The 15,910-nt window shown below is 53.6% G+C and carries 1 protein-coding gene (running past one end of the window); it reads left to right on the top strand.

What is annotated here, in order from left to right; genetic code table 11:
• A protein-coding gene (locus tag MKX59_RS16050; RefSeq protein WP_340858538.1) for a non-ribosomal peptide synthase/polyketide synthase crosses the window boundary here: on the top strand, positions 1-15,910 show its 3' end. The gene continues 26,303 nt to the left of window position 1, outside the view; the window shows 15,910 of its 42,213 coding nt (coding positions 26,304-42,213); the start codon falls outside the window, past its left edge; the stop codon is at positions 15,908-15,910.

Genomic DNA, 15,910 nt, shown 5'->3' with positions numbered 1-15,910 from the left:
GCAGGTCGGTGTGAAGGAAAACTTCTTCGAGATTGGCGGACACTCGCTGCGGGCGACGACACTGGCCTCGAAGATTCACAAGGAGCTGAACAAGCCACTTCCACTGCGCAGTATTTTTGAAGCACCAACCATTGAACAGTTGGCAGTCGTACTGGAACAGCTGGATCAAGTAACATACGCGTCCATTCCGGTAACGGAAGAACGCAGCTTCTACCCGCTATCTTCGGCGCAAAAACGACTGTATGTGCTGCATCAGTTCGACCCGAATGATGTGAACTACAACATGCCGTCGGTGCTGCAAGTGAGCGGCCCGCTGGATGTGAAACGAGTAGAAGATGTGTTCCGTCAATTGATCGATCGCCATGCAACCTTGCGTACCCGTTTTGAGCTAGTGGACAATGAGCCGATGCAATGGGTTGAGGACACCGTGCCGTTCGAGGTGGAATATACGAAGGTACAGGCAGAGCGTGCGACTTCGGATACAGATCAAGACACAGCTACGTACACGACGATCAGCCAGGAAGCACAAGAACGGGTTCGGCAGTTTGTCCGTCCGTTTGATCTGCAAGCTGCACCGCTGCTGCGGGTAGGCTTGGTGGACTTGGGCGTACAAGGAGCAGAGCAAGCACCACAGTATCTGCTCATGCTCGACATGCACCATATCGTTTCGGATGGTGTGTCGATGGAGGTACTGACCGATGAATTTGTCCGCTTGTATGGCGGTGAAGAGCTATCGCCATTGCGGATTCAGTACAAAGACTATGCGGTCTGGCAGCAAAGCGAAGCCCATCAGGAGTGGATGCAGCGTCAGGAAGCGTACTGGCTGGGTACCTTCCGGGGCGGAGTGCCTGTGCTGGATCTGTCAACCGACTTTGCCCGCCCGGCGGTGCAGAGTACGGCAGGGGATACGATCGAATTTGCACTGGAGCGTGAAGTTAGCGAACGCCTGAAAGAACTGGCTTCGCAAACAGGTTCAACCTTGTATATGGTGCTGCTGGCGGCGTACACTACGCTCTTGCATAAATACACAGGCCAAGAAGATATCGTAGTGGGAACGCCGATTGCCGGAAGACCGCATACGGAACTGGAGAGCCTGGTAGGTGTCTTCATCAACACGCTGGCAATCCGCAATTATCCGTCTGGCGACCAATCGTTCCTGGATTATCTGCAAGAGGTGAAGGAGCATGCACTCAGTGCTTATGAGCATCAGGACTATCCTTTTGAAGAGCTGGTTGAAAAGCTGAATTTGACGCGGGATACGAGCCGGAATGCGCTGTTTGACACGATGTTTGAGTTGAAAACATTGGAGCAACAGGAATTGCAGCTGGAAGGTCTGACCTTACATTCGTATCCGATAGCCAATAATACGGCCAAATTTGATCTGACCTTGGATGCAGTGGAGCAACCGGAGGGTATTCTGTGCAGTCTGGAATACAGCACGGCGCTGTACAAGCCTGAGACCATCGCGCGATTGGCGCAGCATTTTACCGAGCTTGTTCGTGCAATTACACTGCATCCACAACAGCCACTGACAGCTTTGGAGATGGTACCTGCCGAGGAAAAAGCACAAATCATCCATGGATTTGGAAATGTGGGGGTATCGGATGTTGCTGCTGTTGAAGCAGAAGCCTTATTCCATACCTTTGTGGAAGAACAGGCACAGCTTGTGCCGGATCACGTGGCGGTGGTGTACGAGGAGCAGCAGCTTACGTACCGCACACTGAACGAGCGTGCGAACCAATTGGCGCGCAGACTGCGGAATGAAGGCATTGGCCGCGAGTCGATTGTCGGCATTTTGAGTGAGCGTTCGGTAGATATGCTGGTCGGCGTATTGGCCGTGTGGAAAGCTGGAGGCGCCTATGTACCGCTGGATGCAGACTATCCGTCCGAACGTATTCGTTTCATGCTGGAGGACAGCGGTGCGACGGTACTGTTGACCCAGACGGGCTTGCAGGAGCGCGCACAGGTATGGCTGGAGGAAAGCCGTCAGGCCTTGACGGGAGGGCAGTTTGAGGCCGAGTTTGAAATAGCGGCTGGAGCTGAAACGATGGAATCAGGTACTCTCCATGGAACCCTGAATGGAACAGCAGATTCGCCACCTAGCGAAGCAGCATCCGAATCCGCAGCGAACTTGCGTCTGCAGACGATGCTGGCGCTGGACGATGAGTCGCTGTACATCGGGGATACCACTGATATCGAGCCTATCAACGAACCGCAGGATCTGGCGTATGTAATTTACACCTCCGGGACAACGGGACGTCCGAAGGGCGTCATGATCGAGCATCGCAGCTTAGTGAATACGGCTGCGGCGTATCGTCGGGATTACTGTCTGAGCGAGTTCCTGGTACGACTGCTGCAGCTGGCAAGCTTTTCCTTCGACGTATTCGTCGGGGATATCGCGCGGACGCTCTATAACGGCGGCACGATGGTTATTTGTCCGAAAGACGACCGGATTGATTTTAGCCGCTTGTATGGCTGGATTCGCGATTACCAGATTACAGTATTCGAATCGACCCCGGCCCTGATCGTACCGTTTATGCAGCATGTGTATGAACAGGGGCTAGACATGAGCAGTCTGGAACTGCTGATTACCAGCTCGGATAGCTGCAGTGTGACAGATTACCAGGTACTGCAAGAACGATTTGGCGCAGATATCCGCATTATGAACAGCTACGGCGTCACGGAAGCGGCGATTGACTCCAGCTTCTACGATGAAGAGCTGTCGAAGCTGCCAAGCAGCGGCAATGTGCCGATTGGTCAGGCGTGGCTGAACGCACGCTTCTACATCGTGGACAGCCAGCTGAATCCGGTGCCGATCGGTGTACTGGGCGAGCTGTGCATTGGCGGAGCCGGGGTAGCACGTGGGTACCTGAACCGTGCCGACCTGACGGCCGAGAAATTCGTAGCGAATCCGTATGTACCAGGTGAACGATTGTACCGCACAGGCGATTTGGCGCGGTGGATGCCGGACGGCAATGTGGACTTTATCGGCCGGATGGATGATCAGGTCAAAATCCGGGGCTTCCGGATTGAACTGGGCGAGGTGGAAGCACAGCTGCTGACCGTGGATGGCATTCAGAAAGCCATCGTCACCGCCTGGGAAAACGAAGACGGAGACAAGGATTTGTGTGCGTATGTCGTAGCCTCTGAGGCGCTGAATTTGCCCGAGCTGCGCAACATGCTGCAGCCCAAGCTGCCGGGTTATATGATCCCGACGTATGTCGTACAACTGGATCATTTCCCGCTGACACCGAACGGAAAAATTGACCGCAAAGCGTTGCCTGCGCCGGAAGCGCGCCTCGAAGGAGGCACGGCGTACGTGGCGCCGCGGACACTGCTGGAAGAGCAACTGGTACGTATTTGGCAAAGTGTTCTGAATCATCCGCAGATCGGTATTAAGGACCATTTCTTTGAAGTGGGAGGACATTCTCTGCGCGCCACAACACTGATGGCGAAAATCCATCAGGAGCTGAATTACAAGCTGGCCCTGCGAGATATTTTCCAATATCCGACGATTGAGCAACTAGTGCAGGTGATGGGAGAAGATCAGACACAGCAAACGTATGTATCCATCCCTGTGGCGGAGGAGCGTGCATATTATCCCGTTTCCTCGGCGCAAAAACGGATGTACGTGCTGAGTCACCTGGAAGGCGGAGAGGTTAGCTACAATATGCCGGGCGCTTTGATTATTGAAGGTTCCTTGGATAAAACGCGACTGGAGCAAGCCTTCCGCCAGCTGATTGCCCGTCATGAAGCCCTGCGAACCCGATTCGACATGGTGGATGGCGAGGTTATTCAACGGATTGAATCGGGCGTCGCATTCAACGTGGAGCATGTGCAGGCAAGCGAAGAAGAGACCCAGCAGTACGCACAGGACTTTGTACGTGCATTTGATCTCGCACAAGCACCGTTGCTGCGGGTTCAGTTGGTGGAAACCGGACCGGAGCGTCACGTCATGCTCTATGACATGCACCATATTATTTCGGATGGCGTGACTGAAGGCATTATCGTGCAGGAGTTCTCTCAATTGTATGAAGGCAAGGAACTGCCGTCCCTGCGCATCCAGTACAAGGACTATGCCGTTTGGCAGCATGCCGATATGCAAAGTGAACGTCTTCGTGAGCAGGAAAGCTACTGGCTGAACACGATGGCTGGTGACATTCCGGCGTTGGATATGCCAACGGATTTTGCAAGACCAGCCGTACAGCGTCTGGAAGGAGCTCGATTGGAATTTGCGATCAGCCTGGAGGACAGCGAGCAGTTGAAACAGCTGGCCGCGCAAACCGGCTCCACCTTGTACATGGTGTTGCTGGCCGCGTATAGCACACTCTTGCATAAATATTCGGGGCAGGAGGACATCATCGTCGGCACGCCGATTGCCGGAAGACCGCATGCGGAACTGGAGGGCTTGGTAGGCGTATTCCTCAACACGCTGGCGATCCGCAATTATCCGTCTGGCGACAAAACGTTCCTGGATTACTTGCAAGAGGTGAAAGAGCATGCGCTCAGTGCTTATGAACATCAGGAGTATCCTTTTGAAGAACTGGTTGAAAAGCTGAATTTAACGCGGGATACGAGCCGGAATGCGCTGTTTGACACGATGTTTGAGTTGAAAACATTTGAGCAGCAGGAGTTCGAACTGGAGGGTCTGACCTTTAAGACGTATCCGACGGACAATCATACGGCCAAGTTTGATCTGACTTTGGATGCAGTGGAGCAACCGGAGGGTATTCTGTGCAGTCTGGAATACAGCACGGCGCTGTACAAGCCTGAAACCATCGCGCGATTGGCACAGCATTTTACCGAGCTTGTTCGTGCAATTACCCTTCATCCGCAGCAGTCACTGGCAGCTTTGGATATGGTAACCGTCGAGGAAAAGGCACAAATCATCTACGGTTTTGGAGATGTAGGGGTGTCGGATGTTGCTGCGGTAGAAGCAGGAGCACTGTTCCATACCTTTGTGGAAGAACAAGCGCAGCTTGTACCAGATCACGTGGCGGTGGTGTACGAGGAGCAGCAGCTTACGTACCGCACACTGAACGAGCGTGCGAACCAATTGGCGCGCAGACTGCGAAATGAAGGTATTGGCCGCGAGTCGATTGTCGGCATTTTGAGTGAACGTTCGGTCGACATGCTGGTCGGCGTATTGGCAGTGTGGAAAGCTGGAGGCGCATATGTGCCGCTAGATGCAGACTATCCGTCCGAACGCATTCGTTTCATGCTGGAGGACAGTGGTGCTACGGTGCTACTGACCCAGACGGGATTGCAGGAGCGTGCACAAGTCTGGTTGGATGAAAGCGAAGCTACAGTCGAACCCGCAACGCACTTGCGTCTGCATACCGTGCTGGCGCTGGACGATGAGTCGCTGTATACCGGAGACACCACCGATATCGAGCACATCAACGAACCGCAGGATCTGGCCTATGTGATCTACACCTCCGGTACAACGGGACGTCCGAAGGGCGTCATGATTGAGCATCGCAGCTTGGTGAATACGGCTGCGGCGTATCGTCGGGATTACCGTCTGAACCGGTTCCCGGTACGATTGCTACAACTGGCAAGCTTCTCCTTCGACGTGTTCGTCGGCGATATTGCGCGGACGCTTTATAACGGCGGCACGATGGTCATCTGTCCGAAGGACGACCGGATTGATCCAAGCCGTCTGTATGGCTGGATTCGCGATTACCAGATTACGGTATTCGAATCGACCCCGGCCCTGATCGTACCGTTTATGCAGCATGTATATGAACAGGGACTGGACATGAGCAGTCTGGAATTGCTGATCACCAGCTCGGATAGCTGCAGCGTGACGGATTATCGGGTGCTGCAGGAACGGTTTGGCGCAGATATTCGCATCATTAACAGCTATGGTGTTACGGAAGCGGCGATTGATTCCAGCTTCTATGATGAAGAACTGTCGAAGCTGCCAAGCAGCGGCAGTGTACCGATTGGCCAGGCGTGGCTGAACGCACGCTTCTACATTGTGGACAGCCAGCTGAATCCGGTGCCGATCGGCGTACTGGGTGAGCTGTGCATTGGCGGAGCCGGGGTAGCACGAGGCTACCTGAACCGTGCCGACCTGACGGCCGAGAAATTCGTAGCGAATCCATATGTAGCCGGTGAACGATTGTATCGCACAGGCGACTTGGCGCGGTGGATGCCGGACGGCAATGTGGACTTTATCGGCCGGATGGACTATCAAGTGAAAATCCGGGGCTACCGGATCGAGCTGGGTGAGATTGAAACGGCGATCCAACGGGTGCCGGGTGTGCGTCAAGCGGTAGTCATCGACCGGACGGATGAGCGTGGACACAAGTATTTGTGCGGATACATCACAGGAGAAGCAGAGCTGCGGATTGAGGAGGTACAGGCCGAGCTGGAAGCCGGACTGCCAGCACATATGGTACCTGCACGCTTGATGCGTCTGGAGACCTTGCCACTGACCCACAACGGCAAAATCGACCGCAAGGCCTTGCCGGAACCGGAAGGAAGCATCCATACCGGTGCAGCCTATGTGGCACCGTGTACCACGGTGGAACAAGTATTGGCTGCGGTATGGGCCGGGGTGCTCGGTGTGGAAGCGGTAGGCACGCAGGATAACTTCTTCGAACTGGGTGGCGATTCGATCAAGGCCTTGCAAGTATCCTCCCGATTGCTGCAAGCAGGTTATCGACTGGAGATGAAAGACCTGTTCAGTCATCCAACCGTGTCTGCATTGGCACTGAAAGTCCAAACGGTGACCCGATTGGCGGATCAGAGTGAAGTGGTGGGCGCCGTGAAACTGACACCTGTTCAACAATGGTTCTTTGAGCAGAACCTGACGGATGCTCATCATCATAACCAGTCCATTATGCTGCATAGCAAGGACGGTTTTGATGAAACGGCCCTGCGCACAGCGATGGATCACGTCGTGAGCCATCACGACGCACTGCGCATCATTTTCCGTCCTACGGAGTACGGATATGAAGCTTGGAACCGTGCGGTTGGGGAGGGCGAGCTGTATACGCTGGATCGGGCCGACTTCAGAAATGAGTCTGAGGTATCTGCGGCGATCGAGGCCAAAGTAAATGAAATTCAGGCGGGTATTCATGTAAGCGAAGGACCGCTGGTGAAGCTGGGGCTGTTCCATTGCCCGGATGGAGATCATTTGCTGATGGCGATTCATCACTTAGTGGTGGATACCGTATCTTGGCGCATTTTGTTCGAGGATATTACGACCACCTATGAGCAGGCATTGAACGGACAAGCGGCTCGTCTTCCGCACAAAACGGATTCGTTCCGCACCTGGGCTGATGGGCAGTCTCAATATGCGAACGGCCCGGCCATGGTAGCAGAACTCGCATTCTGGCAAGAAATTGAACAGGGAATGTATGAGCCGCTTCCAAAAGACGAATCCCATTCTCATTCCTTGAATAGGGACAGCAAGAACATTACGGTCACGTGGACAGCTCAGGAAACGGAGCAGCTGTTAAAACAGGCGCATCGTGCCTACAACACGGATATGAATGATTTGCTGCTTACCGCATTGGGACTGACTATTTATCGCTGGGCGGGCCTGGAACGAGTGCTCGTGAGCCTGGAAGGTCACGGACGGGAGTCCATTTTGCCAGAACTGGATATTACGCGCACCGTGGGCTGGTTTACGACCCAATTCCCAGTTGTGCTGGATATGAGCGTGGGGCAAGACCTTTCACAACGCATCAAACATGTGAAAGAAGGACTACGCCGCATTCCGCAAAAGGGCATTGGCTACGGGATGTTGAGATACCTGTCCGCAGCACGTGAGCAAGAGCGTTTTGTAACCGAACCTGAAATCAGCTTTAACTATTTGGGACAATTTGACCAAGATATGCAAAATCAGTCCATTGGCGTATCTCCTTACTCTAGCGGTGCAGAGCTTAGCGCCCATGCAGCTAGAACGCACACGCTGGATATGAACGGACTGATTTCCGAAGGCGAGCTGCAATTGACGATCAGCTACAGCAAGCAGGAGTATCGCCATGAAACGATGGAGCAGCTAGCTGAAGCGTTTAGAATCAGTTTGCAGGAAATCATTACGCATTGCACAGGCCGCAAACAGCAAGAGCTGACGCCAAGCGATGTCATGCTTAACAATGTAACCATGGCCGAGCTGGATCAATTGGTAGAACGGACTCGTGACATGGGGGAACTGGAAAATGTATATGCGCTGACGCCGATGCAAAAAGGCATGTTGTTCCATAGTTTGATGGATGCAGAGTCAGGAGCTTATTTTGAACAAACGACCTTTGATTTGCATGGACGCTTCCAAGCGGATATTTTCCAAGATAGCTTGAATCATTTGGCGCAGCGGCATGAGATATTTAGGGCCAATTTCATCAGCGGTTGGCAGGATGAGCCTGTGCAGGTTATTTTCCGCCGCAAGGATGTTGGTTTCAAATGTGAAGATTTGCGTCATCTGAATGATCAGGAACGTGACGCGTATGTGCAGGAATTTATTCGCAAGGACAAGGCAGCCGGATTTGATTTGTCCCGGGATGCGTTGATGCGCGTGGCGATTTTACGAACAGGTGATGAGGATTATTATTTTGTGTGGAGCTCTCATCACATCTTGATGGATGGCTGGTGTGTGGCGTTAGTCACGGATGAGGTGTTTGAGGCTTATTTTGCAGCCGTGGAGCATAGAGAGCCGAAGCTTGCCCCCGTTACTCCATACAGTCAGTATATTGAGTGGCTTGAAGCACAGGATGTAGGGGCTGCAGCTTCCTATTGGAAGGATTATTTGCTCGGCTATGATCAGCAAACTTCGATTCCGACCGGAAAAGTAGGCGTGAAAGCGGACGGTGCACAATTTGAGCATATCCTGTGCGATCTGGGCAAGGACTTGACCGGACGTATGGAAATGGTGGCCAAGCAGCACCACGTGACCACCAATACATTGCTGCAAACAGCTTGGGGCTTGCTGCTCCAAAAGTACAACGGTAGTGACGACGCTGTTTTTGGCGGTGTAGTGTCTGGTCGTCCAGCGGATATTTCGGGGATCGAAAATATGGTGGGCTTGTTCATTAACACCATTCCAATACGGATCCGCAGTGGGGCTGAGGACACCTTTGCCGACATGATCAGAACGAATCAGAAGCAGGCGCTGACTTCTCAAGATTATGAAACGTATCCGCTGTATGAAATTCAAGCCTTGAGCGAGCAAAAGCAAGATCTGATCAACCACATTATCGTGTTTGAAAACTATCCGGTGGAGGAGCAGGTCGAGCAACTTGGCGAAGGTGCAGAGTCGGATTTTGAAATTCGCAATGCCGGCATGATTGAACAAACCAACTATGATTTCAATCTGGTCGTTATGCCGCAGGAAGCGATGAAAATCCGATTTGAATACAATGCGAAGTTATATGATCGTGAAGCCGTTGAACGGACTCAGGGCCATCTGATACAGCTGTTGGAGCAGGTGGTGACGAAGCCGGACATTCGAGTGCAGGAGCTGGATATGTTAAGTGAGCAGGAGCGTGAGCAAATTCTCAGCGTATGGGGAAATACAGCTGCTGAGTATCCAAGCGGGCAAACGATCCATGGCTTGTTCGAGACACAAACGGCGCAGACACCGGAGCAGGCAGCGTTGTTCTTCGAAGGAGAGCAACTGACCTATCGCGAGCTGAATGCACGTGCGAATCGTCTGGCTCGTACCTTGCGTAACCAAGGCGTGACGAAGGAGCGTTTGGTGGGTCTGATGACCGAGCGTTCGGTGGACATGATCGTGGGCATCTTCGGGATTTTAAAAGCCGGGGGTGCATATGTACCCATCGATCCGACGTATCCAGAGGAGCGTATCCGCTACATGCTAGACGACTCGGGTGCGAAGCTGCTGTTGACGCAAAGCCATCTGGTGGACAAAGCAGCTATCGACGGTCACGTGCTGGTGCTAGATGGGGAGCAAACGGTGTATCACGAGGATGATTCCAATTTGGAGTCGTTGTCTGGTCCGAACGATCTGGCGTATGTCATTTATACGTCGGGTACAACGGGGCAGCCGAAGGGTGTTATGTTGGAGCATCGCGGTCTATGCAATCTGAAAACGTATTTTGATCAGGCGCTCAAGATCCGCACGTCGGATCATACGTTGCTGTTCGCCAGCTATTCGTTTGATGCGGCTTGCTGGGAAATCTTCCAGGCGCTGTTCTGCGGAGCCACGTTGTATGTGCCAACGTCAGAGACGATTTTGAATTACGAACGGTTTGAGCAATATATGGCGGATCATCAAATCACCGTGGCCGCTTTGCCGCCGACCTATGCGGTGTATCTGGAGCCGGAGCGGATGCCAAACCTGCGTATTCTGTTCACTGCGGGTTCTGCATCTTCAACAGAATTGGTGTACAAGTGGAAGGATCAGGTCGCGTACTACAATGGCTACGGTCCCACCGAAAACTCGGTGGCGACATCCATCTGGCCGGTATCCGAGGATGAGAGAGCAGGACAACTGATTTCTATCGGACGCCCTGTGCCGAATCATCGGGTATACATGGTGGATGTGCATGGACATTTGGCTCCGGTGGGCGTAGCGGGTGAACTGTGCGTGTCCGGTCCGGGTCTGGCTCGGGGTTATCTGGATCGTCCAAAGCTGACGGCTGAGAAATTTGTATCGAATCCGTTTGCGGCTGGCGAAGCGGGCTATGAAAGGATGTACCGTACAGGTGACTTGGCGAGATGGATGCCGGACGGCAACATCGAATATTTGGGCCGGATCGACCATCAGGTGAAAATCCGGGGCTACCGGATCGAGCTGGGTGAGGTCGAGGCACAAATTTTGAAAGTGGAGGACGTACAAGAGGTCATCGTACTGGCACAAGCGGACGAACAGGGGCAAAACCAACTGGTGGCGTACTATGTTGCTGAACGGGAAGTGAGCACTGGTGAGCTGCGCAGCTTACTGAGCGAGGAGCTTCCAAACTACATGGTGCCTTCGTATTTGGTGCAGCTGGAGCAGATGCCGTTGACACCGAACGGTAAAATCGACCGCAAGGCACTGCCAGCACCGGAAGGCAGCCTGCAAAGCGGAGCGGATTATGTAGCACCGCGGACATGGGTGGAAGTGAAGCTGGCGCAAATTTGGCAGGATGTGCTGGGTCTGGCACAGGTCGGTGTGAAGGAAAACTTCTTCGAGATTGGCGGACACTCGCTGCGGGCGACGACGCTGGCCTCGAAAATTCACAAGGAGCTGAACAAGCCGCTTCCACTGCGCAGTATTTTTGAAGCGCCAACGATTGAACAACTGGCAGCGGTCATGGAAGGTCTGGACCAAGTGGCGTATGCGTCCATTCCGGTGACGGAAGAACGCAGCTCCTACCCGCTTTCCTCGGCGCAAAAACGACTGTATGTGCTGCATCAGTTCGACCCGAATGATGTGAACTACAACATGCCGTCAGTGCTGCAAGTGAGTGGTCCGCTGGACGTGAAGCGAGTGGAGGACGTGTTCCGTCAATTAATCGCCCGCCATGCGACCTTGCGTACCCGCTTTGCACTGGTGGACAGTGAGCCGGTGCAATGGATTGAGGACACCGTGCCGTTCGAGGTGGAATATACGAAGGTACAGGTAGAGGGTGCGACTGCGGACACGATGGTCAGCAAGGAAGCACAGGAACGTGTGCAACAGTTTGTACGTCCGTTCGATCTGCAAGTCGCTCCGCTGCTGCGGGTAGGCTTGGTAGATTTGGGTGTACAAGAAACCGAGCAGGAACCGCAGCATTTGCTCATGCTCGATATGCACCATATCGTCTCGGATGGTGTGTCCATGGGAGTACTGACCGATGAATTTGTCCGCTTATACGACGGTGAAGAGCTTTCGCCAATGCGTATCCAGTACAAGGATTATGCGGTATGGCAGCAAAGCGAAGCCCATCAAGAGTGGATGCAACGTCAGGAAGCGTACTGGCTCGACACCTTCCGGGGTGAACTGCCTGTGCTGGATCTACCTACGGACTTTGCCCGTCCGTCGGTACGAAGTACGGCAGGTGATACGGTGGTGTTCGGGCTGGAGCGCGAAGCTAGCGAACGTCTGAAGGAACTGGCGGCGCACACAGGCTCTACGCTGTATATGGTGCTGCTGGCTGCGTACACCGCGCTCTTACACCAATACAGCGGGCAAGAAGATATTGTGGTCGGCACACCGATTGCCGGACGACCGCATGCAGATTTGGAACCGATCCTCGGGATGTTCGTCGGTACGTTGGCATTGCGAAACTATCCGACAGCGGAACATACCTTCCGCAGCTACGTGGAAGAAGTGAAAGTTTGTGCTCTGCAAGCCTATGAACATCAGGACTACCCATTTGAGGAACTGGTGGAAAAGCTAAATGTTAAGCGGGATATGAGCCGCCATCCGCTGTTTGATACGATGTTTACCCTGCAAATCACCGAGGAAGGCGAGTTGCAGCTGGCAGATCTGAGCTTCCGTCCATACGGCTTGGAACAAACGCCAGCGAAGTTTGATTTGACGCTGGAAGCCAGAGAGGAAGAGGCAGGTATCCAGTTCGGATTGCAGTATGCAACTGCGTTGTACGAGCGCGAAACGGTAGAACGGATGACGCGTCACTTTGTTCGCTTGGCCGAAGCCGTCGCGGCGAACCCGGATGCGAAATTGGGTGAGCTGGAGTTGATTACGGCAGAAGAAACCGAGCAGATTCTGAAGGTGTTCAATGATCCGAATGCGCACAGCCTGCTTGGAGCATTACAAGGCCGTTCGCTCAGCGAGCGCTTTGAAGAGCAAGCGAAGCGCAACCCTGAGCGGATAGCAGTTGTGTCTGGTGCCACCGCGCTGACCTACACTGAGCTGAATGAGCGTGCGAACCAATTGGCTCGTGTGTTACGAGCGGAAGGGGTCGAAGCAGATCAACCGGTTGGCGTATTGCTGGAACGTTCTGCGGATATTCTGGTGAGCATTCTGGGGGTACTTAAGGCCGGAGGCGCATATGTACCAATGGATACGGTGTATCCACAGGAGCGCATCGACTACATGCTCCAAGACAGTGGGGCCAAGGTCGTGATTACAAGCAGAGTCGCCAACCTGTCGCTCAGCTTGCCATCCACAGTTCGAGCTGTAGTCTTGGATGACGAGGACGTTCAAGCTCAGTTGGGAGCACAGGATGCGGGCAATCTGATCCCTGTCGCCGGTCCGCACAACCTGGCCTATATGATTTACACGTCAGGTACCACCGGTCAGCCGAAAGGGGTCATGATCGAGCAGGGCAGTGTTAGCAATCTGGTAGATGCTTTATTGGAACGAGTATACAGCCGTTATGAACAGCCGCTTCATGTCGCATGGCTGTCGGCATTTGTATTTGACGCTTCAGTGAAGCAAATCTTTGCCAGCTTGCTGTTAGGCCACACCCTGCATGTGGTGTCCCGTGACGTCAGTCTGAGCGGAGAGCATTTGATCGCCTACTACCGCACGCACCGGATTGATCTGTCGGACGGCACACCTGCACATCTGCATATTTTGAACGAAAGCGTCAGTGTGACGGAAGCGCCGGAAGTGAAACATTACCTGATCGGTGGCGAAGCATTATCCGTGCAGCTGGTAAATGTGTTCCTGCACAAGTGGTCTGGGTATCGTCCGGTCATTACAAACGTGTACGGTCCGACCGAAACCACGGTAGATGCGACCGCTTATACGATTGAAGATGTGGAAGCCCTGAACGCACTGCTGGAAAAAGGGGAGCATACGGTATCCATCGGAACGCCGATAGCGAACCAGTCGGTGTACATCCTGAACAGCCAGCAACAGCTGGTACCGATCGGTATCGCAGGTGAGCTTTATATCGGAGGTGCAGGCGTGGGACGAGGATACCTGAACCTGCCGGAACTGACGGCAGAGAAGTTCATCCCGAATCCGTTCGCTGATGCGGCAGCAGCCGATCCAGCGGACAGCACTCACGCAAGCCGGATGTACCGGACGGGCGACCTGGCACGGTGGATGCCAGACGGCAGTATTGAGTATTTGGGCCGGATCGACCACCAGGTGAAAATCCGGGGCTACCGGATCGAGCTGGGCGAGGTGGAAGCGCAGCTGCTGACCGTGGATGGCATTCAGAAAGCCGTGGTCACAGCATGGGACAACGAAGACGGACACAAGGATCTGTGTGCCTATATCATAGCTTCAGAGTCCCTGAGTTTGCCGGAGCTGCGCAATGCGCTGCAGCCGAAGCTGCCGGATTACATGATCCCGACGTATGTGGTACAACTGGATCGTTTCCCGCTGACACCGAACGGGAAAATCGACCGCAAGGCGTTGCCGGCACCGGAAGCACGCCTCGAAGGAGGCCTGGAGTACGTTGCACCGCGGACGCCGCTGGAAGCCAAGCTAGCCCAAATCTGGCAGGATGTCTTGAAGCTGTCCAGCGTAGGAGTCACCGACTCATTCTTTGACGTGGGCGGACACTCCCTGCGGGCAACGACGCTGGTGGCCAAAATCCATCAGGAACTGGACAGCCGGATTACGCTGCGTGAGGTGTTCCAACACTTCACGATTGAGCAGCAAGCCCAGCTCATCGCAACGCACGGTACAGACACCTATACGGTGATCCCTGCGGCGGCGCAACAGGCGTACTACCCGGTTTCCTCGGCTCAAAAACGACTGTACATTTTGAGCCATCTGGAAGGTGGGGATCTCAGCTACAATATGCCGGGTGTATTAACCGTGGAGGGACCGCTTCAGGCCGATCGGCTGGAGGATGCGTTCCGTCAGTTAATAGCCCGTCATGAAACGTTGCGGACTTCCTTTGAAATGCTGGAAGGCGAGGTCGTTCAGCGGATTTACGATCAAGCGGAGTTTGCAGTAGAGCACCTGCAGGCCAGAGAGTCCGAAGCCGAAGCCTATATCGAGTCCTTTGTACGCAGCTTTGATCTTCGCCAGGCACCACTGCTGCGTGTCCGTCTTATTCAAACCGGACCAGAGCGCCATCTCCTGATGTACGACATGCACCATATTATTTCAGACGGTGTATCGTCTAACAATATCGTGCAGGAGCTGGTACAACTGTACGAAGGGCAGGAATTGGAGCAGCTGCAAATTCAGTACAAGGACTATGCCGTATGGCAGCAGCAGGAGACGCAGCGTGAGTCATACCAACGCCGGGAACACTTCTGGCTGGAGCATTTAGCTGGAGAATTACCGGTACTGGATTTGCCAATTGCTTATCCTAGACCTGCTGTTCGCAGCTTCGAGGGTGCGATGTATGAATTTACAGTGGACGCGAATGTATCTGAGCAACTTCGCCGAATTGCGGCACAGACCGGAAGTACGATGTACATGGTGCTATTGAGTGCCTACACCGTTCTGCTGTCCAAATACAGCGGTCAGGACGATTTGATCATCGGTACGCCGGTAGCAGGCCGCTTGTTGCCTGAACTGGAGCCACTGATCGGAATGTTCGTCAACACGCTAGCCATCCGGCATCAGCCGAAGGGCAACCAAACGTTCCACAGCTACTTGCTGGAAGCCAGAGATCGTACGCTGCAAGCCTTCGAGCATCAGGATTATCCACTGGAAGAGTTGGTGGAAAAGCTGGATGTAGCACGGGATGCAAGCCGTAACCCGTTATTCGACACTATGTTTGTACTGCAAAATACGGAGTCACAGGAAGCGAAGCTTGAGACGCTGTCCTTCAGCCCGTATGTTCAGGAGCATCGTATCTCTAAATTCGATTTGACTTTGTCCATGAGTGATGAAGATGGGGAAATCAAGGGTTCCTTTGAATATTGCACGAAGCTGTTTGGGGCCAACGCTATTGAGAGATTAACCAGAGATTTGATAGCGATCCTGTCCCAGGTTGGGATCAATCCAGATTTGCTGTTAAGCGGTATTCAGGTGAACACGGACGAGCAGCCAGAAGGCTTCTCGCCGGATTCCATCGACTTTGTTTTCTAA

The sequence above is a fragment of the Paenibacillus sp. FSL R7-0340 genome (genome assembly GCF_038002205.1).
GTDB lineage: Bacteria > Bacillota > Bacilli > Paenibacillales > Paenibacillaceae > Paenibacillus > Paenibacillus polymyxa_B.
The sequence above is the reverse complement of the archived record's forward strand: the minus strand, read 5'-3'. Positions and strand labels throughout refer to the sequence as shown.